Consider the following 25528-nt stretch of genomic DNA (forward strand, 5'->3'; position numbering starts at 1 on the left):
CGACCGGCCTTCGATCAGCTCGTGAGCAGGCTGTTCAGCTCGCCGTACGGGAGGGAGCCCGCGAGTGAACCGTACGTGCCGCCGGAGACCAGCTCCTCGGCGGCGCGGCGGGCCACGGCGTACGCGGCTTCGGCGACCCAGGATCCGAGGCTGACGCGGGCGACGCCGAGGGCGCCGAACTCCGCGACGGCCGGGGCGCCGGGGCCGGCGAGGACGTTGAGCGGGGCGTCGATGCCCTTGGCGAGCTCGGCGACGGTGGCCGGGTCGGTGACGCCGGGCACGAAGACGCCCGTGGCTCCGGCCCGGAGGTAGGCGGCGGCGCGGGCGAGGGTCTCGTCGAGGCGGGCGGCGGAGTCGCCGAGGCCCCTGAGGTACGTGTCGACGCGGGCGTTGATGTACAGCGGTACCCCGGCGGCCTCGGCCGCGGAGCGGGCAGCGGCCACGCGCTCCGCGTGCTCGGCGGGGGCACGGGTGCCGTCCTCGATGTTGACGCCGACCGCGCCGGCGGCCAGCACCCCGGCGACGGTCTCCGCGACGGCGGCGGGGTCGGCGCCGAAGCCGCTCTCGATGTCGGCGGTGACGGGGACGGAGACGGCGGCGGCCACGCGGGCGACCAGGTCGAGGGCGCGGTCGCGGGCCAGGGCGTCGCCGTCGGGGGAGCCCAGGGACCAGGCGACTCCGGCGCTGGTGGTGGCGACGGCCGGCGCACCGGCCGCCTCGACGATGCGGGCGCTGGCGACGTCCCAGGCGTTGGCCAGGGCGAGAGGGGCGGCGGGGGTGTGCAGCGCCGCGAACGCGCGGGCCCGGGCGGCGAGGTCAGGGTTGCTGGTCATGCGCCCAGTTCAGCAGAGCGGCCCGGGCGGGGCGCGCGAGTTTCCGACATCAACGTCCGGCGGCGGTCCCGTACGGGACGGCCCCCGTACCCGATGGCTCCGCACGGGCCGCGGCGCCGGGGCCCTACTTGGAGCCCGCGCCGCACAGCGGGAGGACCGCCGTGCGGCCCTGGAGGGGGTCGTCCGGGGACAGCGGGCCGACCCCGGCCCAGCAGGCCGCCGCCGTCGGTTCCACGAAGAGCCCGCGCCGGGCCAGGTCCTGCTGGGCCGCGCGCAGGCGGTCCTCCGGGACCGTCAGGACCGTGCCGCCGGACTTGCGGACCGCGGCCAGGATCTGACGGGCCCGCGGCGGCGCCGGGATCGCGATGCCCTCGGCCAGGGTGGGCCGCTGCTCCACCGGGTCCGCTTCCTCCGCGCCCGCCTCGAAGGCCCGCGCCAGTGGGGCCACGGCCTCCGCCTGTACGGCGATCAGGGCCGGCGGCGTGACCCCGCGCCGGGCCAGTTCCTCCACGGCCAGCGCGGCGCCCAGCAGCAGGGTGCCGTTGCCCACCGGGACGACCAGGGCCTCCGGGAGCCGGCCGCCGAGCTCCTCCCACACCTCGTACACGTACGTCTTCGTACCGTGCAGGAAGTACGGGTTGAAGACGTGGCTCGCGTAGAAGACCCCCGCCTCGTCCGCGGCCGCCCGGGCCGCCGCCGCGGCGGCCTCGCGGCCGCCCGGGACCACCCGCACGGCCGCCCCGTGCGCCCGCATCCGGTCCGTCTTCTTCTCCGAAGTGCCCTCCGGCACGAAAACTTCACAACTCAGCCCGGCCCGGGCGCAGTACGCCGCCAGAGAGGCCCCCGCGTTGCCGCTGCTGTCCGCCACCACCCGCTGCGGGGCCAGCCTCCGGGCCAGCTCCGCGAGCATCACCGCGCCCCGGTCCTTGAAGGACAGCGTCGGCATCAGGAAGTCGAGCTTGGCGTGAACCCGATCGCCCAGCGGCACCATCGGAGTGCGCCCCTCCGCCAGTGATACGGAGAACGCCCCCGGTAGCGGCAGTGCCGCCGCGTACCGCCACATCGAGTTCGGCCCGGCGGACGGTTCCAGCACGCCGGCCGGATCCGGCGTGAAATCGAGGTCCCAGGGGCTGCCGCAGACCGGGCAGCGCCACGGGGCGGTCCGGACGTCCGCGCGGGTGCCGTCCTCGGGACAGAGGTAACCGGGGAGTGCATGCGTCATGTGCGGGGAGCCTTTGCTCAATCATGGCCTGCGTATGGCACGGATGTTACGGCTTGGCCGTCCTCTTGTGGTCGTTGACGACGGTACGTCAACCTTTCGGAAGCGGCAGCCCGTTGAGCCGAATGGCTTGTCATGGGCATGGCAATCTCGCCATGCCCATGCGACCGTGCGGCGCGTACGGCACCGCCTCACCCCCCGCAGCGCACCACCAATGAGGAGGACCCCTCACATGTCCGTGATGCGTCACACCCGCCGGAAGATCGCCGGCACCAGCGCGACCGCCGTCGTGGCCCTCGCGCTCGGCGCGGCCGCCGCGTTACCCGCTTCCGCGGCCGACAGCGCCCCGCTGGGCGTGATCGAGAACGCCGGGGCCGCCGGGGCCGTCTCCGGCAGCTACATCGTGACCCTGAACGACTCCGCCGCCCGCTCCACCGCGGACAGCGGCAAGGCCGTCGCCAAGCGGTACGGCGCGAAGATCGACCGGACCTACAGCGCGGCCCTCAACGGCTACTCCGTCGAGGTCTCCGAGGCGCAGGCCAGAAAGCTGGCCGCAGACCCCGCGGTCAAGTCGGTCGTCCAGAACCGCGTCTTCACCGTCGACGCCACCCAGCCCAACCCGCCGTCCTGGGGCCTGGACCGCATCGACCAGCGGGCGCTCCCGCTCGACCAGAGCTACACCTACCCGGACAAGGCCGGCGAGGGCGTCACGGCCTACATCATCGACACCGGCGTCCGTAAGACGCACCAGGACTTCGGCGGCCGCGCCTCCGACGGCTACGACGCCATCGACAACGACAACACGGCCCAGGACGGCCACGGCCACGGCACGCACGTCGCCGGCACCGTCGCGGGCGGTTCGTACGGCGTGGCGAAGAAGGCCAAGATCGTCGGCGTCCGCGTGCTCGACAACAACGGCTCCGGTACGACCGCCCAGGTCGTCGCGGGCATCGACTGGGTGACGCGCAACGCCGTCAAGCCCGCCGTGGCCAACATGTCGCTCGGCGGCGGCGCGGACTCCGCGCTCGACACCGCCGTACGCAACTCCATAGCCTCCGGCATCACCTACGGCGTCGCGGCGGGCAACGAGTCCACCGACGCCTCGACCAAGTCCCCGGCGCGCGTCGCCGAAGCCATCACGGTCGGCGCCACGACCAACACCGACGCGAAGGCCAGCTACTCCAACTACGGCTCGATCCTGGACATCTTCGCGCCGGGCTCCTCCATCACCTCCTCGTGGGGCACGGGCGACACCGCCACCAACACCATCTCCGGTACGTCGATGGCCACGCCGCACGTCGTGGGCGCGGCGGCCCTGTACCTGTCGCAGAACCCGTCGAGCACCCCGGCCCAGGTCCGTGACGGCCTGGTCGCCGCGGCCACGCCGAACGTCGTGACCGGCCCCGGCACCGGTTCGCCGAACCGCCTGCTCAACGTCGGCGCCGGCGGCACCGTCCCGCCCGGCCCGCGCTTCGAGAACACCGCGGACTACGCGATCAGCGACAACTCGACCGTGGAATCCCCGGTCACCGTCAGCGGAGTCTCCGGCAACGCCCCGGCAGCCCTGAGCGTTTCGGTCGACATCAAGCACACCTACATCGGTGACCTCAAGGTCGACCTGATCGCCCCCGACGGCACCGCCTACACCCTGCACAACCGGGCCGGCGGCAGCACGGACAACATCAACCGGACCTACACGGTCAACGCCTCCTCCGAGGTGGCCAACGGCGTCTGGAAGCTGCGCGTGAACGACAACGCGAACATCGACACCGGCAAGATCGACTCGTGGGCGCTCCAGTTCTGAGCGCCTGAACCGGGCACATCCGCCGAGCCGCGATGAACAGGCGGGGGCGACCGACCGGGCGGTCGCCCCCGCTGCGTACTATGCGCGAATTCGTTTGCGCATCCCCTGTGATGGAGTCACTCACGCCGTGAGCACCCCGCCGAGCCCGCCTCCCGGACCTGGCCACTCCTGGCCCCCGCCCGCCTCCCAGTCCGTGTGGGCGCCGCCCCCCGGCTACGGGCAGTCGCCGTCGCCGTCGCAGCCGGAGCTCAACGGCTTCGCGCTCGCCTCGCTCCTGGTCGGGCTGCTGTGCCTGCCGCCGCTGGGCATCGTCTTCGGCGTCGTGGCCCTCGTACAGATCGCGAAGAAGCGGCAGCGGGGCAAGGCGCTGGCGATCGTGGGCCTGGTGGTGTCCGTGGTGATGACCGGTGTCCTGGCGGTCACGGTCGACCGGGTCGGCGCGGCGGTCCGCGACCGGATCGACGCGATGGGCGAGCTCGGTGACGTCGAGGGCGACCTGACCGACCTCGACGACCTGCGGGTGGGTGACTGCTTCAACGTCCCGCACGGGGACCTGATGGCCGAGCGGCCCCTGACGTACAAGGTCGACTGCGCGCAGGCGCACCACGGAGAGGTCACCGCGTCCAAGGCGGCGGACCTGGGGACCCTCCCCGAGTCGGCCGAGGCGGACCGCGCGTCCGAGGACGCGTGCTGGAAGGCGCAGGACGAGTACGCGATGGACACGTGGGCGCTGCCCGCCTACGCGGACATGTTCTACTTCGCCCCCTCGCGCCAGTCCTGGCGCCAGGGGGACCGGCGGCTGCTGTGCGTGATCGGCACGACCGAGGAGGAGCAGCGGGGCAGCCTGCGCCGGGACGGGGCCATGCTGAAGCCCGAGCAGTCGGCCTTCCTGCGTGCGGCGAACGCGGTCGAGTTCCTCGTCGGCCGACCGCCCGAGGACGAGACCGAGGACGCCCTCCCGGAGCACCAGGCGTGGGCCCGCGAGGTGTACGCGGCACTGGGCGAGGAGGCGAAGGCACTGGAGGCCGACAAGGGGCGGCCGGGGCTGGGCAAGGCCGTCCAGGCACAGCTGGCGGAGATCGAGACGGCCCGCGCGGCATGGCATCGGACCTCCCAGGCGAGGACGGCGGCGGACTTCGACAAGCTGTGGGGCCGGGCCGTGGGCGCGATGTCCCTGGAAACGGAAAAGGCGCTGCGCGGGGCGTACGGGCTGTCGACGGAGGTTCCGGAGTGGCTGGAGGAGTCCTCGGGGAGCCCGGGGGGCGGAGCCGGCCGGGGTCCCTCGGCCCAAGCCGCGTGACGTCGTCGAGGTAACGCGCGGTAACGGGTTTGGGTGACCTGGTTTCATCACATCGGGTGAAACTCTGGCCCTTGCTTGCGAGGTACAACCGTCGGTTGCCAGGGTGTTGCTGTCTGTCAACCTGATGGGAGTGGCCAGTGACTTTCGGTGAGCAGCCGGCCTATCTGCGCGTGGCCGGGGACCTTCGACAGAAGATCGTCGACGGTTCCCTTCCCCCGCACGCCCGGCTCCCTTCGCAGGCCCGCATCCGCGAGGAGTACGGGGTCTCCGACACCGTGGCGCTGGAGGCGCGCAAGGTACTCATGGCGGAGGGGCTGGTCGAGGGCCGGTCCGGGTCGGGGACGTACGTACGGGAGCAGCCGGTGCCGCGGCGGGTCGCGCGCTCCGGCTACCGCACGGGAGGCTCCTCGACGCCGTTCCGCCAGGAGCAGGCGGACTCCGGCGCGCGCGGCACCTGGGAGTCGAACAGTGAGCAGACGGCGGCCCCGGCGGAGATCGCCGAGAGGCTCGGCATCCAGCCGGGCGAGCGGGTGATGCGGACGCGGTACGTCTTCCGTGACGCGGGGGAGGCGATGATGCTGTCGACCTCGTGGGAGCCCCTGGCCGTGACCGGCCGGACCCCCGTGATGCTGCCGGAGGAAGGCCCGCTGGGCGGGTCCGGGGTGGTCGACCGGATGGCCGCGATCGACGTCGTCGTGGACAACGTGGTGGAGGAGGTCGGCGCCCGGCCCGGGCTGGCGGAGGAGATCTTCCTCCTGGGCGGGGTCCCGGGGCACGTGGTGCTGGTGATCGGGCGCACCTACTTCGCCTCCGGCCGCGCGGTGGAAACGGCCGACGTGGTGGTCCCGGCGGACCGCTACCGCCTGGCGTACCACATGCCGGTGCGGTGACCTGCTCGATCGGGAGTCAAGGCGCCGTGGCCGAGCGGCGGTTCGGGCAATGTGCCGGGCTCGCGCCGCCGCCTGCCGGGGTGTTGAAGGCCGATTCCGGCGCGGCCCGGATCGCCGCGGTGATCCTTCCGGTGCCCTCCCACGCCGTTCGTGAGCCGGAGCGCACGGCTCGCTCGTACGCATGGCCGGATGCGTACGCCTGCCAGGTACCTCTTCGTGAAAAACCGTATCCGCTCCGTAAAGTCCGGGCGTAAGCTCGGGCATATGCGCAATGCGGTTTCCTGGGCAGGTACGCCGGCGGAGGGTGAAACGCGATGAACGACAGCGGTGCACTGCTCCCGTGGCACGTCATACGTCAGGACGACAACGGCAACCGCTACCGGGTGGGCCGCTACCCCACCCGGGCCGAGGCCCAGAAGGTCGTCGACAGCCTCGACGACCGGGGACACAAGCAGCTCTACTGGGTCGAGCGGATCGGTCAGACCGCCACGATGAATTGAGCGTCAGCACTGACATAGGCTCCGTCCATGACTGTACGAGTGGTCGTGGGCGGAGCCCTTTGTCATGAGGGGCGCCTGCTGGCCGCCCGTCGCAGCGCGCCCCCGGAGCTTGCCGGACGCTGGGAGCTGCCGGGCGGCAAGGCCGAACCCGGCGAGTCCGTACCCGACGCGCTGGTGCGCGAACTGCGCGAGGAGCTCGGCGTCGAGGCCGAGCCGCTGGAGCGGATCCCGGGGGAATGGCCGCTGAAACCCGGTCTCGTCCTGCACGTATGGACCGCCCGCCTGGTCTCCGGCGAGCCCGCGCCGCTGGAGGACCACGACGAGCTGCGCTGGCTGGGGCCGGAGGAACTGGAGTCGGTGGACTGGCTCGACCAGGACCGGCCCGCCGTCGCCGAGGCCGGGCGCCGACTGCGCGACGAGGGCGCAGGGGGGCGCGTGACGCTCGCGTTGTAGGCCGTCTGCGCCACAGTGCGCCGTGCGTGAGGGATCGGGTGGTACGGCGCCCCAAATATCGGGTATGTCGCTATTAATCCCTGTCTCGTCCTCCTTTCGTCCCCGACGAACCGGACTGGGGTCACTGCTGGCCCGGGAAGTGATCGGCGTGATCGACACAGACGGTGAACGTGCCGAGTGGGCCTTCCCCGCCGAGCCCGGTGCCGTCCGCACCGCCCGTAACGCCGTGCGTGGAACCCTCCGGGACTGGGGTCTGGACTCCGTCGGCGATGTGACCGTCCTGCTGGTCAGCGAGCTCGTCACCAACTCCCTGCGGTACGCGTCCGGCCCCATCGGCGTCCGTCTGGAACGGCGGAATCCGGCCGCCGACGGCTCGGGGAGCAGCCCCGCGCTGCTCGTGGAGGTTTCCGATCCGCTTCCGGATCCGCCCCGCGAGCGGGTCGCCAGACCCGAGGACGAGGGCGGCCGGGGACTGCATCTCGTCGCCGTCTCCTCGAAGCGCTGGGGGACCCGGCACGGGAAGTCGGGCAAGACTGTGTGGTTCGAGTTGGCTCTTCCTGGTGAGTAACAAGGTGAAGGGTGACCGACGATCACCGGATGTGGCTCGAAACTAACGGGACCGTTTTGTGATCGTGAACGCCGTGCCGTCCGGGGCCGTGGTGCTGAATACTGCGGTCATGGCCGGTCCGGTTGCGGTGAGCTGGAGGGGACGGTCGCGTGAGCGAGATACCTGCGCAGGCACATCAGACCAGGGTGCCCGGGGAGACATGGCACGACTCCTTGTGGCACAGCAGTCCGCCTGGCTCGATATATGACTACATAAAGGTTGCCTCTTTCTCGATCGGGCCCGACGGGCTCATCGATCAGTGGAGCCTGCGCGCCGAGGAACTCTTCGGGCTGACCGCCGTCCAAGCGGTGGGCCGCGATCCGGTCGACGCCTTCATGCCGCCCGAGCTGCGGGCCGGCGGACACCGCCGCGTCGCCGAGATCCTTGACGGCAAAGAGTGGACTGGCCTCGTCCCCTTCCGGATCCCGGGCGGGGACGGCGAACACGGCGTGGCCGAGATCTACGTGATGCCCACCCAGACCGAAGCCGCCGAGCGGGCCGCGCTGTGTGTCGTCGTCGACGTACGCGCGCTGCGGCGGATCGAATCCGATCTGGCGGCCTCACAGGCCATATTCGGCCAATCTCCCTTCGGCTTCCTGCTGTTCGGTACGGACCTCACCGTGCAGCGCGCCAACCGCCGCTTCGCCACCGTCTTCGGCGGCGCCGCCGAAGAGCACCGGGGCCGGACCGTGCACGACTACCTCCCGCTGCACGAGGCCGACCGGATGGCCGAGGCCCTGCGCCGGGTGCTGGAGACCGGGGACTCGGTGACCGATCTGCGGATCACCGGCGCCGCTCCAGGCAGCCGGGAGGACCGCCACTGGTCCATCAACCTCTACCGCGTACACGGCGGCACCGGCCGCCCCATCGGCGTCGCGGGCATCGGCACCGACGTCACCCGCCGCCACCTCGCCGCCCGCGAGGCCGCCGGGGTACGGCGCAACCTCGCCCTGCTCAACGAGGCCGGGCACCGCATCGGCAACTCCCTCGACCTGGAGACCACCGCCCGCGAACTCCTCGACGTCACCGTCCCCGGCTTCTGCGACCTGGCCGCCGTGGACCTCTACCAGGGGCTGCTGCTCGGAGACGACGACCGGCCCGCGCGACCGCAGGGCCCCGGAGTTCCCTCACTGCCGCCCGGGCTCGGCGCCGGGCGGGCCCCGTCCGCGCCGCTGCGGCGCGTCGCCTTCGCCTCGGCCGTCTCGGACGCCCCGCTGTCGGGCACGGGCGCACCCGTCTCCGTAGGCGAGATCCACCGCTATCCGGCGGCCTCGCCGGGCGCGCTCGCGCTGCGCACGGCGCGGCCGCGGCTGATCGAGGGCGGCGGACCGGAGGGCCTCGTCCAGTCCACGCTGGTCGTGCCGATGGTCGCCCACGACACGGTGGTCGGCCTCGCGCAGTTCTCCCGTACGAAGGGCAGCGAGCCCTTCGGCGAACGGGACCGGGCGGTCGCGGTGGAGCTGGCCGCGCGGGCCGCCGTGTGCATCGACAACGCGCGGCTCTACCGGCGCGAACACGAGCGGGCGCTGATACTGCAGCGCAGCCTGCTGCCGCCCGGCGACCCGGAGGCGGCCGGCCTGGACATCGCCTGCCGGTACCTGCCGGGCAACGCGGCCACCGAGGTCGGCGGGGACTGGTTCGACGTCATCGAACTGCCCGGCCACCGCACGGCCCTGGTCGTCGGCGACGTGATGGGCCGCGGGCTGCGGGCCGCCGTCGCGATGGGCGAACTGCGGACCGCCGTAAGGACGCTGGCGCTGCTCGACCTCGAACCGGCGGAGGTGCTGACCGCGCTGGACGAGATCGCCCGGGGCCTCGGGGCCCCCGGCGGATCCCAGCAGGCCTCGCGCGCCGCCCTGCACTCGCGCGACGCGGACCGCTCCGAGGTGTACCTCGCCACCTGCGTGTACGCCGTCTACGACCCGGTGACACGGCGCTGCACGATCGCCAACGCGGGCCACATGCCGCCCGTGCTGGTCGAGCCGCCCGACGAGGGCGGCGCGTCGCGGCCCGCGCTGCTGCTGGAGGTGCCTCCCGGGATGCCACTGGGCGTGGGCGGGGAACCGTTCGAGGAGGTCGAGGTGGATCTGCCGGAGGGGGCCCTGCTCGCGCTGTACACCGACGGTCTCGTCGAATCCCGCGACCACCCGCTGGAGGAGGGCCTGCGCGGGCTGCGCGAGGCCCTCGCGGATCCCGTCCGCCCGCTGGAGGACGTCTGCGACCACGTCCTGAACACCCTGGACACCCGGCACGGGGAGGACGACATCGCCCTGCTGATGGCACGGGTCCAGGGCCTGCCGGTCGACGCGGTGGGGGACTGGCAACTGCCCCGCGAGGCCCGGTCGGTGGGCCGCGCGCGGGAGCTGGCGCGGGCGAAGCTGCCCGCGTGGGGCCTGGAGGGCCTGCTGGACACCACGGAGCTGCTGGTCAGCGAGCTCGTCACCAATGCCCTGCGGTACGGGGAGGGCGAGATCCGGCTGCGGCTGCTGCTCGACCGGACGCTGGTCTGCGAGGTGTGGGACGCGAACCTCGTGCAGCCGCGGCGCCGGCGGGCCCGCGACACCGACGAGGGCGGCCGCGGCCTCCAGCTGGTGGGCCTGCTGTCGGCCGGCTGGGGCACGCGCCGCACCCACCGGGGCAAGACGGTCTGGTTCGAGCTCCCGCTCCCGGGCGCGGCCGCGGCGGCGGTCGCGGAGCTGTCGGCGGAGCAGCTGCTGGGCATGTACGGATAACGGGTGGCGGCCCCGTACCGCGACGGGCAGGGTACGGGGCGATGAGCGACGAGGACGAAACCCGCTACGCCCACCACGACTCGCTGCTGGGGCTGCTCCAGCGCGGCCGCGGCCTGGGCGCCGTACGCGCAAGGCAGGACCCGGCGGCGGCCGCCCCGCTGGTGTACGACGTGATCCGGCGGGACTGGCGCTGGGACGGGGTCGACGACCGGGGCCTCTTCCACGCGCGGCTGCTCCGGGACCTGGAACTGTCACCCGGGCCCGTGGTGGCGCAGCTGGCGGGCGACGAGGACGCGTGCATGCGGGCGATCGACGTGCTGGAGCTGCTCGCGCTCGGCGGATCCGACGAAGCCCGGGAGGGACTGCGCGCCCACGTCCGCGAGGGCGCGCACTGGATCCGCGTACTGGAGTCGGTCGCGGACCGCTGGCCCGTCGCCTGGTGGGAGGACCTGGAAGGGGCCGCGCGGTCCCGGATCGGCGAGGAGGCGGACGAGGAGGCGCTGCCGTGGCCCTGCGAGCCGTGGATCCGGTTCGGGATCAGGACGCGGGTCTTCCCGGCCCTGCCCGCCGAGGCGCTGGGCGACCGCAGCGGCGAGGAGCTCCTCGCCGTACTGGCCGACGCCCGCAGCGGCGACGGCCCGAAGACCGGCGTGCTCCGCGAGCTGGCCCGCCGGACACCGGACGAAGCGCTGATCCCGCTCGTGCCCTCGCTCGGCACCTCCGACGGCAGGCGCTCGCTGCCCGCCCTCCGGCGGGCGGTCGAGGGTCTCGGCGCCCTCGCCGTGCCGGCCGCGCGCCGGTGGGCGGCTGACGAGCGGGAGTGGCTGGCCCGGCTGGGGGCGGACGTACTGGCCGACCACCTCGGGCCGGAGCTGATCCCGGGGCTCGCCGCCGAACTGCGGGACCAGTGGCGGGAGCGCGCCTGGTGCGGCCCCGACCGCACCGCGAAGCGGCTCGCCCGGTTCGGGCCCGATGCGGCCGAGGCCGTGCCGGAGCTGCGCCGGTTCTGGCTGCACACCCCGCACTCCTGGGAGCGGCCCGCCTACCTGGAGGCACTCGCGGCCATCGAGCAGGACGGCCTGGACTACGCGCACACCGAGTCCCTCTGGGACTGCGAGGAGCAGGCACGGCTGCTGGGCATCGCCCGCTCCCCCGACCTCCCCGAGGTACGCGAGCGGCTCGCCGCGCTGCGCGACGACCCGATGGAGGAAGCCGAGGTCCGGGCCGCCGCCGGGGCGCGGTTCGAGGAGGCCCGGTCACAGCTCTAAGCGGTGGCCTTCAGGGCGGCGAGGCGGGCCTCGATCTCCGAGGCCTTGCCGAGGTCCTCCAGCGACTCGAACTGCGCGTCCAGCGAGGAGGCGGCCAGTTCCTGCTTGCCCATCGCCATGGCCTCCTCGCGGCGGACCTTCTCCTCGAAGCGGTTCAGGTCGCTCGTCGGGTCCATCACGTCGATGTTCTTCACCGCGTCCAGCATCATGTTCTGCGCCTGCGCGGTCTTCGCACGGGCCACCAGTTCGTCGCGCTTCGCCTGAAGTTCCGTCAGCTTGTTCTTCATCGAGTCCAGGCCGGACCTGAGCTTGTCGACGACCTGCGTCTGTGCGGCGATCGCCGGCTCCGCCGTCTTCGCCTCCTTCTCCGACTGCATCTGCCGGCCCAGCGCCACCTTCGCCAGGTTGTCGAACTTGTCGGCCTCCGCCGCCGAGCCCGCCGCCCGCAACTCGTCCGCCTTCCGGCTCGCCGCGAGTGCCTTGCCGCCCCACTCGGCTGCCGCCTCCACGTCCTCCTTGTGGTCCGCCTCCATCATGCGGAGGTTGCCGATCGTCATCGCGACCGCCTGCTCCGCCTCCGAGATGTTGTTCGTGTAGTCGCGGATCAGCTGGTCCAGCATCTTCTGCGGGTCCTCGGCCTGGTCCAGCAGCGCGTTGATGTTGGCCTTGGCGAGCTGGGTGACGCGGCCGAGGATGGTCTGCTTGCTCATGAGGGGTCTCTCCCGGTGCTCCTGGTGAGGGATGGTGTGCCGTCGCGTTCAGAAGCGGCCGCCGCCGCCCATCCGGCCGCGGGTGCCGCCGCCGCCGAACGATCCGGGGCCGCCCCCGAAACCGCCCCCGAAGCCCCCGCCCCCGCCTCCGCCCCCGCCTCCGCCGAAGCCGCCCCCACCGCCCCGCAGGATCTCGCCGAGGATGATCCCGCCGAGTACCGCGCCGCCCTGGCCGCCGCCCGCGCGCCGGCCGCCGTACGGGTCCTGGTACGCCCGTACGTCCTGCTCCGCCAGCTGCTGTGCCTGCCGCGCCAGCGCATCCGCCTGCTGCGCGTCCGCCAGCGCGCCCGCCGGGTCCGCGGCCGCCAGGGACACCGCCCGCTCCAGGTGCCGCCCCGCCTCCGCCAGCCGGGTGCGGGCCTGGCTGCCGACCGCGCCCCGGCTGGTGGTGACGTAGTCCGTGGCCGCCCCGATGGCACTGCGCGCCGAGAGCATGGCCTGGTCCAGCAGGGCGGCCGCCCGCTGCCGGCCCGACTCCCGCTCCCGCGCCCCGGACAGGGACTCGTCCAGCGCCGCGTCGGCCTCCTCGACACGGCGCAGGGCGTCGATCGGGTCGTACCGGCCGGCCGCCATCTCCTGCCGCACGTCGGCCAGTACGGACTCGGCCCGGCCGATGCGGCCGCGCAGGTCCGCCGTCGAGGTGCCCTCCGCGGTACCGGTGAGCAGCCCGTGCGCGTCGGCGAGGTCGGTCTCCGTCTCGTTCAGTGCGCCCGGCAGCTTCCCGGCCGCCTCCGCCAGCTCCTGCGCCCGCCGCTCCACCGCGTCGACCAGGGTCGCGGCCTGGTCCACGGCGCCCTCGGCGGCCCGTACGCGCACGGCGGCCGAGCCGTTCTCGCCGGCGTCGAGGGCCGCGTGGGCCAGGCCCAGGTTGGTCGCCGCGAACAGCAGCCGGTCCTTGGCCTGTTCGGCATTGGAGGCGACGGGCGCGGAGGCGGAGTCCGCGTACCGCCGGGACAGCGCGGTCAGCGTCGCCTCGGCGGTGGTGGCGCGCCCGGTCAGGCCCAGGTAGTGCTCCTCCACGGTGGCCAGCGCCTGCGGGGCGTTCTTCTCCAGGTCCCGCAGCCGGTCGAAGTCGGCCGCCTCGGCGTCGAGCCGCCGGTCGGCCTCGGTGCACCGGGCGACGATCTCGTCCAGCATCCGGCGCCGGGTCGCGTCGTCCTCCGGGTAGGCGTCGTCGAGCTGCTGGCGCAGCCGGAAGGCGTACGTCAGCTCGCCCTTGGCGTACTCCACGGCCGCGGTGAACGGGACGACCGCCTCCTCCCCGAACTGCGCGGAGGCGAAACCGAGTTCCTCCGTGCTGGTGCGGACGGAGTCGTCGGTCTCCACCAGCAGCGCCTTGGCCCTCGCGTCCAGTTCCGGCAGCGGGATCCGGTCCGGCGCTCCTTCGGGCCAGCCCGGGCCGGTCGTCGTACCGCGGCCGCCGGCGCCGAAGCCAGCGTCCTTGCGCTTGCGGCGGCGGTACGCGTACGCCCCGAGCGCTCCGGCCGCGCCGACCGCGACCACCGGGAGGACGAAGTCCCCGGCCCCGCTCTCACCGCTCGGCTCACCGCCGGGGTCGGCCGGGCCGGGGGTGATGGTGGGCACGGGTACGGGCTGCCCGCCGAGCACGGCGTCGTAGCCGTTGGCCGCGCCGATGGCGGCGCCCGCCCAGTCGTTCTGCCTCAGAGCCGGTTCGATCGCGGTCCGCGCGACGGTGGACAGCTGCTGCTCGGTGAAACCGGAGTCGACGGCGGCGGAGTACGCGTACTGGCGGGCACCGGTCGCCACCGCCAGCAGGACGTCGTTCTGGCCCAGGCCGTTCTTCTCCGCGGTGGCGTCGGCCCAGCTCTGGGCCGAGCGCCCGGAGAAGTCGCGCACGTACGTCACGAAGAGCTGGATCTTCCGGTCGGCGTACAGCTCGTCGAGCGCCGCGGTGACCGCGGCCTCGCGGTCACCCAGTGCGTCGACCCGGTCGGTGATCTGGCCTTGCTGCGAAAGGGTGACGGGATCCTCCGCCCGCACGGGCGGCGCCCAGGCCACGCCCCAGCCGCCGAGCGCCAGCAGCGCGGCGGCGAGGGCGAGCCCGGCCCGTGCGAACGGCCTGCTGGGAGGCCTGCTTCTCGTCTCGCTTCTCGGCGGAATCACATAGGGGAGATTATGGGCGGATTCACCCCTCCGCACCCGGAGTCGCAGGCTGTGACCCGGTATCGGAACGCCGCCGGATCTTGTTCCCCAGCCACACCAGCGGGTCGTACTTGCGGTCCACCGCCCGCTCCTTCAGCGGGATCAGCGCGTTGTCGGTGATCTTGATGCCCTCGGGGCAGACCTCCGTACAGCACTTGGTGATGTTGCAGTAGCCGAGCCCGTGCTCCTCCTGCGCGGTGCGCTTGCGGTCCAGGCCCGCCTCCGCCGCCGCGTCCAGGGGGTGCATGTCCAGCTCCGCCACCCGCATCAGGAAACGCGGACCGGCGAAGGCGGGCTTGTTCTCCTCGTGGTCGCGCACGACGTGGCAGGTGTCCTGACACAGGAAGCACTCGATGCACTTGCGGAACTCCTGCGAGCGCTCCACATCCATCTGCTGCATCCGGTACGCGCCCGGCGCCATCCCCTCCGGCGGCACGAAGGCCGGGACCTCCCGCGCCTTGGCGTAGTTGAAGGACACGTCCGTGACCAGGTCGCGGATGACCGGGAAGGCCCGCAGCGGGGTGACCGTGATCGTCTCCGACCGCTCGAAGGTCGACATCCGCGTCATGCACATCAGCCGCGGCCGCCCGTTGACCTCCGCGCTGCAGGAGCCGCACTTGCCGGCCTTGCAGTTCCAGCGCACCGCGAGGTCCGAGGCCTGGGTGGCCTGGAGCCGGTGGACGATGTCGAGCACCACCTCGCCGTCGTGCACCTCGACGGTGAAGTCCCTGAGCGATCCGCCCTCGGCGTCGCCCCGCCAGATCCGGAAGCTCGCGTCGTACGTACTCATTCCTAGAGCTCCTCTTCGGCGAGGTACTTGACCAGCTCTTCCTTCTCGAAGAGCGCGAGCAGGTCGGGACGGATGGGGTCGGTGGAGACCCTGGTGAGCTCGATCCGGTCGGCCGCCGGATCCTTGGGCACCGGGTCCACCGGGCGGCACAGCAGGTTCACCGGGCGCCAGCTCCGCTCCATCGCCGGGCAGTCCTCGCGGGTGTGCCCGCCCCGGCTCTCGGTGCGCTCCAGGGCCGCGCGGGCCACGCACTCGCTGACCAGCAGCATGTTCCGCAGGTCGAGCGCCAGGTGCCAGCCCGGGTTGAACTGGCGGTGGCCCTCGACACCGGCCCGGGAGGCCCGTTCGCGCAGGCCGGCCAGCTTCTCCAGGGCCTCGCCCATCTCGCCCGCCCGGCGGATGATGCCGACCAGGTCGTTCATGGTCGTCTGGAGTTCCTGGTGGAGGGTGTACGGGTTCTCCGCGCCCTCGGCGGCGTGGAACGGGGCCAGCGCCTCCGCGGCGGCCGCGTCGATCTGCGCCTGGGAGACGGCCGGGCGCGCGGCGGGGGAGGCGGCGTGCTCCGCAGCGTGCAGCCCGGCCCGCCGGCCGAAGACCAGCAGGTCGGAGAGGGAGTTCCCGCCGAGCCGGTTCGAGCCGTGCATCCCGCCCGCGACCTCGCCCGCCGCGAACAGCCCCGGCACCCCGACGGTGGCCGCGGTCTCGGAGTCGACCGCGATCCCGCCCATCACGTAGTGGCAGGTCGGGCCGACCTCCATCGGCTCCGCCGTGATGTCCACGTCCGCCAGCTCCTTGAACTGGTGGTACATCGACGGGAGCCGCCGCTTGATCTTCTCGGCCGGCATCCGGGTGGACACGTCCAGGAAGACCCCGCCGTGCGGGGAGCCGCGGCCCGCCTTCACCTCGGAGTTGATGGCCCGGGCCACCTCGTCGCGCGGCAGCAGCTCGGGCGGACGCCGGTTGTGGTCCGGGTCCTCGTACCAGCGGTCGCCCTCCTCCTCCGACTCGGCGTACTTCTCCTTGAAGACGTCGGGGACGTAGTCGAACATGAACCGTTTGCCCTCGGAGTTGCGCAGCACGCCGCCGTCGCCGCGGACCGACTCGGTGACGAGGATGCCCTTCACCGAAGGCGGCCAGACCATGCCCGTGGGGTGGAACTGGACGAACTCCATGTTCAGCAGCGGCGCACCCGCGAGCAGGGCCAGTGCGTGGCCGTCTCCCGTGTACTCCCAGGAGTTGGAGGTGGTCTTGAAGGACTTGCCGATCCCGCCCGTGGCCAGCACCACCGCCGGAGCCTCCAGGACGAAGAAGCGGCCGGACTCGCGCTCGTAGCAGAAGGTCCCCGAGACCCTCTGCTCCGCGACGGAGCCGCTATGGGACTCAGTCTTCAAGACCCGGGTGACCGTGCACTCCTGGAAGACCTTGAGCCGGGCCTCGTAGTCCCCGTACTCCTCGAAGTCCTCCTGCTGGAGGGCGACGATCTTCTGCTGGAGGGTGCGGATCAGCTCCAGGCCGGTGCGGTCGCCGACGTGCGCGAGACGCGGGTACTCGTGGCCGCCGAAGTTGCGCTGGGAGATCTTCCCGTCGGGGGTGCGGTCGAAGAGCGCACCCCAGGTCTCCAGCTCCCAGACCCGGTCGGGGGCCTCCTTCGCGTGGAGTTCCGCCATCCGCCACTGGTTCAGGAACTTGCCGCCGCGCATGGTGTCGCGGAAGTGCACCTGCCAGCTGTCGCCCTCGTTGACGTTGCCCATGGAGGCGGCGATCCCGCCCTCCGCCATCACCGTGTGGGCCTTGCCGAAGAGGGACTTGCAGATCACGGCCGTACGGGCGCCGCGCTCGCGGGCCTCGATCGCGGCCCGCAGCCCGGCGCCGCCCGCGCCGACCACCACCACGTCCCACTGCTGCCGTTCCACTTGAGCCATCTCAGAAGATCCTCGGGTCGGTGAACGCGCCGGTGGCCAGCAGGTACACGTAGAAGTCGCACAGGGCCACGCTGACCAGGGAGGCCCACGCCAGTTGCATGTGGCGGGAGTTGAGCCGGCTGATCCAGCCCCACAGCCGGTAGCGCACCGGGTGCTTCGAGAAGTGCTTGAGCCGGCCGCCCATGATGTGGCGGCAGGAGTGGCAGGACAGCGTGTACGCCCAGATCAGCGTGATGTTGACCAGGAACAGCAGCGTTCCGAGGCCCATGTGGCCCCACGCGTAGTGCTCGTCGCGGAAGGTCAGCACGGTGTCGTAGGTGAGGATGCCCGCGACCGGGACCGCCGCGTAGAAGAAGTACCGGTGCGCGTTCTGGAGGATCAGCGGGAAGCGGGTCTCGCCGGTGTACCTCGCGTGCGGTTCGGCGACGGCGCAGGCGGGCGGCGAGGCCCAGAAGCCCCGGTAGTAGGCCTTGCGGTAGTAGTAGCAGGTCAGCCGGAAGCCGAGCGGGAAGACCAGGATCAGCAGCGCGGGGGACAGGCCCCACCAGCTGCCGAAGAGGTCCCAGTTGGGGCCGCCGCGCATCTCCTGGCAGTTCTCCGCGAGACACGGGGAGTAGAAGGGGGAGACGTACGGGGCCGCGTAGTAGTCGGCGTTCGCGAAGGCCCGCCAGGTCGAGTAGACGATGAAGGCGAGCAGCCCGGCCGCGGTGACGGCGGGGGCCAGCCACCACCGGTCGGTACGCAGGTGCCGGGCAGTGATCGCGGCCCGGGAGGCGTCGTGGACGCCGCCGGGCCGCTGCTGGGGTGGTTGTGTGCCTGTGGCCAAAGGGGACTCCGGGAGGAGTGATGAGGGGTGGCCCAGGAGGCCCGGCCGCCTCGGGCGGCCGGGCCAGATGGGGGAGCGGGTCGTACGGCTGGAGCGGTGTACGGCTGGGGCGGGGCGCCCGGCGTCAGGGGGCGTGGCGGTCGCGCGCGCCCAGGCCCTCGTCGTCGGTGTCCGTCCACAGCGCGGTGTCGTACGGCGTGTCCGGGATGGTCACCATCCGGGACGGATCCGGCGCGCCCGACGACGTCGGCTTCTGCCGCTTCGCCTGCTGTTCCAGCTGCTCGACCTTGCGCGTCAGGTCGTCCAGGTTGCGCCGTACGGCACTCAGATCGTCTTGCAGGGACATGATTTGCCCTCACTTCCGCAGGTGCGGTGGCAACGCTCATGTGCGCCTGCGAGTGTCGCGCCTCACGTCCCCGGTTGTGAAGGGACGTGCAGCGATTGCGGGCGCGCAGGCGTGAACTGTGCGCCCCTCCCTGGACCCCATTGTCATCCCTCTTCCGAGGGAATGCCTGTTTGCCGCGCAAGCCGGATTGGTCCGCACGGGTGGGGTTCGCGGCGTGGCGCGAGGCGGCTGCGGGGGGTGCGGCGGGCGGTCGATTTCAGTGGGTTCCGGCAACCGGTGTGATCAGCTCCATATACCGCCGAACGTGATCATGCTTCCCCCACGCCCCGCCCCGGAGGTACCACCCATGTCCCAGAGAAGGCGCAGGTCCTTGGCGCTTCTGACCTCGGGAGTCCTCGCACTGCCGCTCCTCACGGGCTGCGGCGCGGGTGACGACGAGGGCGGTCCGGTCGCCGCCGGACAGGACATCGCCGCGACCGCCCGCGACAAGGTCGCCGACGGGGGTGTCCTGCGGTGGGCGGTGGACGCCCTCCCGCAGACGCTGAACACCTTCCAGGCCGACGCGGACGCCACCACCAACCGGATCGCCGCGGCCGTGCTGCCGCAGCTGTTCGTGATGGACGCCAAGGGGCGGCCGGTGGCCAATCCCGACTACCTGGAGAAGGCCGAGGTCGTCGAGCGGGAGCCCAAGCAGGTCGTCCTGTACAAGCTGAACCAGCAGGCGGTGTGGAGCGACGGCCGCGAGATCGGCGCCCCCGACTTCGTCGCGCAGTGGCGGGCCCTGAACGGCAAGGATTCGGCGTACTGGACCGCGCGCAACGCCGGCTACGAGCGGATCGAGAAGATCGAGCGGGGCAAGACCGACCTGGAGGTCAAGGTCACCTTCGCCAAGCCGTACGCGGACTGGCGCTCCCTCTTCAGCCCCCTCTACCCCAAGCAGGTCACCGGCGCCCCGGACGCCTTCAACGAGGGGGCCCGCGGCACCCTCAAGGTCACCGCCGGCCCCTTCGGCCTCGGGGCGATCGACAAGAAGACCGGCACCGTCGCCCTGAACCGCAATCCGCGCTGGTGGGGCCGGCCGGCCAAGCTGGACACCCTGGTCCTGACGGCGGTGCCCCGGGCGGAGCGCCCGGCCGCGCTGGCCGCTGGCAAGCTCGACATGGCGGAGATCGACCGTACCGGCGCCGACCGGATCGCACTCGCCCTCCGGGATGCGAAGAAGAAGCAGGGCGCGAGCGGCGCGGGAGCGGCCGACGCGGGCGCGGGCGGAGCCCCGGCCCACGGCCCCGGCGCCTCGATGACGGCCGCGCAGGCCACCCTGTCGTGGGCGATCGCCTTCGGCACGGACGAGGACAAGGCCCAGGCGGAGAGGGAGACCCGCCAGAAGCACGCCGAGGCGGTCAGCCGGTACGCCGACGAGCAGGAGGCCCTGCGGACCTTCACCGTCCGCAAGTCCCTGGAGCCGGCCTACACGCAGCTCGCGATGAACGGCTCCGGCGGCCCGCTGGCCGACGAGCGGGTCCGCCGGGCGGTGGCCCGGGTGCTGGACCGCAAGGAGCTGGCCGAGATCGTACTGAAGCCGCTGGGCCTGCCCGCGAAGCCGGTCGGCAGCCACGTGGCACTGGCCGGGCAGCGGGCGTACGCCGACAACAGCGAGGCCCTCGGCGGCCAGGACGCCAAGGCTGCCCAGGCCCTCCTCGCGGACGCGGGCTGGCGCCGGGGCGGCAAGCTCACCGAGCCGCCGGGCGCGAAGGCCGGCCCGGAGAGCGCGCCGCAGGACGACGGGAAGACCCCGTCGGGCCCCGGCACCGGCAACGACGGCCTCTACATCGTGGGCCAGGACGACGAGCGCAACGGCGACCACGGCGGCGCACATGGCAGCCGCCCCGAGGGGCACAGCGGCGACGGCGCCCTTCCCGAGGGCGCGGCCTACGGCCCCGACGGCGAGATCGCCGACGCCGACCGGTCCGCCCGGGACGCCGCGGAGGACGACCGGTTCTCCCCGGTGCTGGCCCCCGCGCCGTTCGCGGAAGGGCAGGAGGCGGCCCTGCGGGCCCAGGCCGCCGCCGCGGGAGCCGTCGAGGACGGCAAGCACAGCCCGGCCCGCGACGGCGCGGCGGGGGAGCCCGCCGAGCCCGCGAAGGGCTCCGCGCCCCCGGCCAAGCAGGCCGTACGGACCTCCGGCTCCATGCTGGCGAAGGACGGCAAGGCGCTCAGCCTGCGCTTCGTCCTGCCGACGGGCCCCGGATCGGAGTCCCTGCGGACGGTCGGCGAGCGGATCGCCGCGATGCTCAAGAAGATCGGCGTGAACACCGAGATCACCAAGGTCGCCGACGAGAGCTTCTTCAAGGACCACATTGCCTCGGGCCAGTACGACCTGGCCCTCTACTCCTGGCCGGCGACCGCCTACCCGGCCACCGACGCCCGGCCGATCTTCGCCAAGCCGGAGCCGGCCGCGGACGGCTCGCTCCTCGTCGAACAGAACTACACACGGGTCGGCACCGACCACATCGACCAGCTCTTCGACCAGGCGGCCGGCGAGCTGGACGAGGAGCAGTCCCGCGAGCTGATGCGCAAGGCGGACGCCCGGATCTGGGCGGCCGCGGGCTCCGTCCCGCTCTACCAGCGCCCGGAGCTGGTGGCCGTCAAGCCGGCCCTGGTCAACGCGGGGGCCTTCGGGCTCGGGGCTCCCCGCTTCCAGGACATCGGCTGGAAGAAGCCCCCGACCGCCAAGGACAAGAAGAAGTGACGCGAGGAGGAGCGGCGCGAGGAGGAGAGCAGGAGAAGATGTGGTGACAAAGGGGTGCCTGTCAGGTTGACCCCGGGATCCCAAGCTCAGATGTGACTCAAGTCGCTTGCCCGCCGGATCCCCCGGCGGGCAAGGTCATGGACACCCGTTGACCCGCATGAATACAGGCAGGACGGGCGGCCGGTGCACCCCACATCGCACCCGGCCTCCCTCATTCGTCCGGCCTCTTGACAGACCCCCGGCAGGCGGTTCCCGCCACGCGACGTACCATGGGGTAAGGCCGTGGCAGGTTTTCGCCCGGCCGAGGCGAGCGTGCCGGACCGTACGCGACGCCATCCACTATCCCGGGAGAAGCGCCGAAGTGCCCACGCGCCACGACATCCGTAACGTCGCCATCGTCGCCCACGTCGACCATGGCAAGACGACCATCGTCGATGCCATGCTCAAGCAGGCCGGTGCCTTCGCCGCCCACCAGCACCTCGACGACCGCATGATGGACTCGAACGACCTGGAGCGTGAGAAGGGCATCACGATCCTCGCCAAGAACACGGCGGTGAAGTATCACCCCAAGGACGGCGGGGCCCCGATCACGATCAACATCATCGACACCCCCGGCCACGCCGACTTCGGTGGTGAGGTCGAGCGCGGTCTGTCGATGGTGGACGCCGTCGTTCTGCTGGTGGACGCCTCCGAGGGTCCGCTGCCCCAGACCCGCTTCGTCCTGCGCAAGGCCCTGCAGGCGAACATGCCGGTCATCCTCTGCATCAACAAGACGGACCGGCCGGACTCCCGGATCGACGAGGTCGTCAACGACACGTACGACCTCTTCCTGGACCTGGACGCCACCGAGGACCAGATCGAGTTCCCGATCGTCTACGCCTGCGGCCGTGACGGCGTCGCCTCGCTGACCAAGCCGGAGGACGGCACCGTCCCCCCGGACAGCGACAGCCTGGAGCCGTTCTTCTCCACCATCCTGGAGCACGTCCCCGCCCCGGTGTACGACGAGGAGGCCCCCCTCCAGGCCCACGTCACCAACCTGGACGCCGACAACTTCCTCGGCCGCATCGCGCTGCTCCGCGTCGAGCAGGGCGAGCTGCGCAAGGGCCAGACCGTCGCGTGGATCAAGCGTGACGGCACCATGTCGAACGTCCGCATCACCGAGCTGATGATGACCGAGGCGCTCACCCGCAAGCCGGCCGAGGTGGCGGGTCCCGGTGACATCTGCGCCGTCGCCGGTATCCCCGACATCATGATCGGCGAGACCCTGGCCGACCCGGAGAACCCGATCGCGCTCCCGCTGATCTCGGTCGACGAGCCGGCGATCTCCATGACCATCGGTACGAACACCTCCCCGATGGTCGGCCGCGGCGGCAGCGGCAAGGGCGCGGACGCCAAGTCCGCGGTCAAGGACCGCAAGGTCACCGCCCGCCAGGTCAAGGACCGTCTGGACCGCGAGCTGGTCGGCAACGTCTCGCTGCGCGTGCTGGACACCGAGCGCCCGGACGCCTGGGAGGTCCAGGGCCGTGGTGAGCTCGCGCTCGCCATCCTGGTCGAGCAGATGCGCCGCGAGGGCTTCGAGCTGACCATCGGCAAGCCGCAGGTGGTCACGCAGGAGATCGACGGCAAGGTGCACGAGCCGGTCGAGCGCATGACGGTCGACGTCCCCGAGGAGCACATGGGCGCGGTCACGCAGCTCATGGGCGTCCGCAAGGGCCGCATGGACAACATGTCGAACCACGGCTCCGGCTGGGTCCGCATGGAGTTCGTCGTCCCGTCGCGCGGTCTCATCGGCTTCCGTACGGAGTTCCTGACGAACACCCGCGGTACCGGTATCGCCCACTCGATCCACGAGGGCCACGAGCCGTGGTTCGGCCAGCTGGTGACCCGTAACAACGGTTCGCTGGTCGCGGACCGCGCGGGTTCGGTCACACCGTTCGCGATGATCAACCTGCAGGAGCGCGGCGTCCTGTTCACCGACCCCGGCACCGAGGTGTACGAGGGCATGATCGTCGGCGAGAACTCGCGCGCCGACGACATGGACGTGAACATCACCAAGGAGAAGAAGCTCACCAACATGCGTGCGGCTTCCGCGGACAACACCGAGAACGTGGTGCCGCCGCGCAAGCTCTCCCTGGAGCAGTCCCTGGAGTTCTGCCGCGACGACGAGTGCGTCGAGGTGACCCCCGAGGCCGTCCGCATCCGCAAGGTCGTCCTGGACCAGAAGGAGCGCTCGCGCACCGCGTCGCGCGCCAAGTCCGCCAAGTAGTACCCTGCCGAGCCCGGTCGCCGCTCGCGCGGTGACCTTCTCGGTCGCACAGCCGTAGTACGCAACAGCCCCTCCCGTCACGGAGTCCGTGACGGGAGGGGCTGTTCGCGTCTGTCAAGCGGATTTTTGTGTTCAGGTGTCCGCATACCGACCGTGACACTCCGGAAGGTGAGCTAACCGTCCGTTTCGCACGTGTCTGTCTCCTATCCGTTTGTCCGGATTTCGGGTTTTCGGCCTGGGGTGATGTTGTGAAAACGAGACCACTTAAGTGTGGTTTACGGTCTAAGAGTCCCTGAGGATGGCTCCATTGAGCTCGGGTCAATGGGTCACGCGCTGTGGGGAGCGCCGACTCACGAGCACACTCGGGACACCGTTCCTAATCGCCGTCAGGGGTGTCGGCGAAACGTATCGGTGTCCTTCACATCTGACAGTGGACTCATGAGGAGGAAACCCATGCGCGGTGCCAAGAGCGCCAAGTGGGTAGCGGGCGCGATTGTCGTCGCCCTGGCAGCAACTGCCTGTGGCGGCGGTGACGACAAGGCGGCCGGCAAGGGCGAGGTTGACCCGAACGGTATCTACTCGGTCGAGGTCGGCGAGCCCGAGAAGCTCCTGCAGCCGGCCGACACGATGGAGTCCAACGGCTCCATCGTCATGTCGGGCCTGTTCTCGCAGCTGGTCGACTACGACGCCGACGGCAAGCTGACCATGGTCAACGCCGAGTCGGTCGAGTCCAAGGACAGCAAGCTCTGGACCGTCAAGCTGAAGTCGGGCTGGACGTTCCACGACGGCACCAAGGTGACCGCCGACTCGTACGTCAAGGCCTGGAACTGGGCCGCGAACATCGACAACAAGCAGGGCAACGCGTCCTGGTTCGCGGACATCAAGGGCTTCGAGACCGTCCACCCCGAGGCCGAGGGCGCCAAGCCCACCGGCACCGCGATGGAGGGTCTGAAGGTCGTCGACGAGAACACCTTCACCATCGAACTCGCCACCGCCGTCCCGTACTTCGCGTACAAGCTCGGCTACGAGGTCTTCTCCCCGCTGCCCGAGTCCTTCTACAAGGACCCCGCGGCCGCCGGTGAGAAGCCGGTCGGCAACGGCCCGTACAAGTTCAAGTCCTGGGAGCACAAGAAGCAGATCGAGCTGGCCCGCTTCGACGACTACAAGGGCGCGAACAAGGCGAAGAACGGCGGTGTGATCCTCAAGAACTACTCCACCGTCGAGACCGCCTACGAGGACCTGAAGTCCGGCAACGTCGACGTCCTGCGCACCATCGGCCCGAAGGACCTCCCGGTCTACCGCGCCGACCTCGGTGACCGTGCCGTGGACCAGGCGTACTCCGCCGTCCAGACGCTGGCCATCGCGTTCTACGCCGACCAGTGGAAGACCCCGAAGCCGGTCGACCCGAAGGTCATCCAGGGCCTGTCGATGGCGATCGACCGCGACACCATCACCAAGACGGTGCTCCAGGGCACCCGCGAGCCCGCCACCGGCTGGGTCGCCAAGGGCGTCCTCGGCTACACGCCGAACGCCACCGGTGACGTCACCAAGTTCAACCCGGCCAAGGCCAAGGAGCTCATCACCGCGGGTGGTGGCGTTCCGAACAACGAGATCTCGATCCAGTTCAACTCGGACGGCGGCCACAAGGAATGGGTCGAGGCTGTCTGCAACAGCATCACCCAGGCCACCGGCGTGAAGTGCACCGGTGACGCCAAGCCCGACTTCCAGGCCGACCTCCAGGCCCGCAAGTCGAAGCAGGTCAAGTCGATCTACCGCTCCGGCTGGGTCCTCGACTACCCGGTGAACGCCAACTTCATCAGCGACCTGTTCCGTACGGGCGCCGGTGGTAACCAGGGCGGCTTCACCAACCCGGAGCTCGACGCCAAGATCGCCGCGGCTGACACCGCTGCGAGCCTGGACGAGTCCGTGAAGGCGTACCAGGCCATCGAGAAGGACCTGGTCAACTACATGCCTTCGATCCCGCTCTGGTACTACAAGGTCAACGCGGGCTACTCGGAGAAGGTCCAGAACGTCAAGTACGCCCAGGACGGCGACCCGATCATCGAAGATGTCGAGGTCAAGAAGTAAGT

The 25528-nt window shown here is 71.5% G+C and carries 19 protein-coding genes; 11 read left to right on the plus strand and 8 right to left on the minus strand.

Annotated features, from left to right (window positions below; all coding sequences use genetic code 11):
* Window positions 1–14 precede the first annotated feature (14 nt).
* Together OG429_RS24705 and OG429_RS24710 are read right to left on the minus strand one after the other, a co-directional pair.
* Complete coding sequence (locus tag OG429_RS24705; protein WP_328927449.1) at window positions 15–833, minus strand: isocitrate lyase/PEP mutase family protein; 819 nt, start codon at window positions 831–833, stop codon at window positions 15–17.
* Between the two features lie 124 nt (window positions 834–957).
* The gene (locus OG429_RS24710; protein ID WP_328927450.1) at window positions 958–2055 is read right to left on the minus strand and encodes a pyridoxal-phosphate dependent enzyme; all 1098 of its coding nucleotides are present in this window, start codon (window positions 2053–2055) and stop codon (window positions 958–960) included.
* A gap of 229 nt (window positions 2056–2284) precedes the next feature.
* On the opposite strand from OG429_RS24710, the gene OG429_RS24715 reads away from it, so the two are divergent.
* From OG429_RS24715 to OG429_RS24750, 8 genes are all read left to right on the plus strand, one after another.
* Window positions 2285–3856, plus strand: coding sequence for a S8 family peptidase (locus tag OG429_RS24715; protein ID WP_328927451.1), 1572 nt, complete (start codon window positions 2285–2287; stop codon window positions 3854–3856).
* A 127-nt stretch (window positions 3857–3983) separates the two neighbouring features.
* The gene (locus OG429_RS24720; protein WP_328927452.1) at window positions 3984–5156 is read left to right on the plus strand and encodes a DUF4190 domain-containing protein; all 1173 of its coding nucleotides are present in this window, start codon (window positions 3984–3986) and stop codon (window positions 5154–5156) included.
* A gap of 137 nt (window positions 5157–5293) precedes the next feature.
* Window positions 5294–6046: a GntR family transcriptional regulator gene (locus tag OG429_RS24725; RefSeq protein WP_328927453.1), complete on the plus strand. Its 753-nt coding sequence runs from the start codon at window positions 5294–5296 to the stop codon at window positions 6044–6046.
* Between the two features lie 314 nt (window positions 6047–6360).
* Entirely contained in the window at window positions 6361–6546 is a 186-nt protein-coding gene (locus tag OG429_RS24730; protein ID WP_328927454.1) for an SPOR domain-containing protein, read from the plus strand.
* A 27-nt stretch (window positions 6547–6573) separates the two neighbouring features.
* Window positions 6574–6999: a (deoxy)nucleoside triphosphate pyrophosphohydrolase gene (locus OG429_RS24735; protein ID WP_328927455.1), complete on the plus strand. Its 426-nt coding sequence runs from the start codon at window positions 6574–6576 to the stop codon at window positions 6997–6999.
* A 139-nt stretch (window positions 7000–7138) separates the two neighbouring features.
* Window positions 7139–7567, plus strand: coding sequence for an ATP-binding protein (locus OG429_RS24740; protein WP_328927456.1), 429 nt, complete (start codon window positions 7139–7141; stop codon window positions 7565–7567).
* Between the two features lie 158 nt (window positions 7568–7725).
* The gene (locus tag OG429_RS24745; RefSeq protein ID WP_328930403.1) at window positions 7726–10338 is read left to right on the plus strand and encodes a SpoIIE family protein phosphatase; all 2613 of its coding nucleotides are present in this window, start codon (window positions 7726–7728) and stop codon (window positions 10336–10338) included.
* 41 nt (window positions 10339–10379) lie between these two features.
* Window positions 10380–11606 (plus strand): hypothetical protein, encoded by a 1227-nt coding sequence (locus OG429_RS24750; RefSeq protein WP_328927457.1) that lies wholly within the window; start codon window positions 10380–10382, stop codon window positions 11604–11606.
* Here OG429_RS24750 and OG429_RS24755 read toward each other — a convergent pair.
* From OG429_RS24755 to OG429_RS24780, 6 genes are all read right to left on the minus strand, one after another.
* A complete protein-coding gene (locus tag OG429_RS24755) occupies window positions 11603–12316 on the minus strand; it encodes a PspA/IM30 family protein (RefSeq protein ID WP_328927458.1) in 714 nt (237 codons plus the stop codon). The two genes, OG429_RS24750 and OG429_RS24755, sit on opposite strands and share 4 nt — an antisense overlap.
* A gap of 48 nt (window positions 12317–12364) precedes the next feature.
* Window positions 12365–14419: a TPM domain-containing protein gene (locus OG429_RS24760; RefSeq protein WP_443051314.1), complete on the minus strand. Its 2055-nt coding sequence runs from the start codon at window positions 14417–14419 to the stop codon at window positions 12365–12367.
* 103 nt (window positions 14420–14522) lie between these two features.
* Window positions 14523–15329 (minus strand): succinate dehydrogenase/fumarate reductase iron-sulfur subunit, encoded by an 807-nt coding sequence (locus OG429_RS24765; protein ID WP_328927459.1) that lies wholly within the window; start codon window positions 15327–15329, stop codon window positions 14523–14525.
* A 2-nt stretch (window positions 15330–15331) separates the two neighbouring features.
* Complete coding sequence (locus OG429_RS24770; protein WP_328927460.1) at window positions 15332–17251, minus strand: fumarate reductase/succinate dehydrogenase flavoprotein subunit; 1920 nt, start codon at window positions 17249–17251, stop codon at window positions 15332–15334.
* Window position 17252: 1 nt separating this feature from the next.
* Entirely contained in the window at window positions 17253–18077 is an 825-nt protein-coding gene (locus tag OG429_RS24775) for a hypothetical protein (protein ID WP_328927461.1), read from the minus strand.
* Between the two features lie 124 nt (window positions 18078–18201).
* On the minus strand, window positions 18202–18423 hold the full coding sequence (locus tag OG429_RS24780) for a hypothetical protein (RefSeq protein WP_328927462.1): 222 nt from the start codon (window positions 18421–18423) through the stop codon (window positions 18202–18204).
* 310 nt (window positions 18424–18733) lie between these two features.
* Here OG429_RS24780 and OG429_RS24785 point away from each other — a divergent pair, with 310 nt between their 5' ends.
* The 3 genes from OG429_RS24785 (at window position 18734) to OG429_RS24795 (ending at window position 25526) form a co-directional block, all read left to right on the plus strand.
* On the plus strand, window positions 18734–21172 hold the full coding sequence (locus OG429_RS24785) for an ABC transporter family substrate-binding protein (RefSeq protein WP_328930405.1): 2439 nt from the start codon (window positions 18734–18736) through the stop codon (window positions 21170–21172).
* A 361-nt stretch (window positions 21173–21533) separates the two neighbouring features.
* A complete protein-coding gene (typA, locus tag OG429_RS24790; protein ID WP_328927463.1) occupies window positions 21534–23438 on the plus strand; it encodes a translational GTPase TypA in 1905 nt (634 codons plus the stop codon).
* A gap of 453 nt (window positions 23439–23891) precedes the next feature.
* Window positions 23892–25526: a peptide ABC transporter substrate-binding protein gene (locus tag OG429_RS24795; RefSeq protein ID WP_328927464.1), complete on the plus strand. Its 1635-nt coding sequence runs from the start codon at window positions 23892–23894 to the stop codon at window positions 25524–25526.
* The last annotated feature ends 2 nt before the right edge of the window (window positions 25527–25528 follow it).

Origin of the sequence: Streptomyces sp. NBC_00190 (assembly GCF_036203305.1) — a bacterium.
GTDB lineage: Bacteria > Actinomycetota > Actinomycetes > Streptomycetales > Streptomycetaceae > Streptomyces.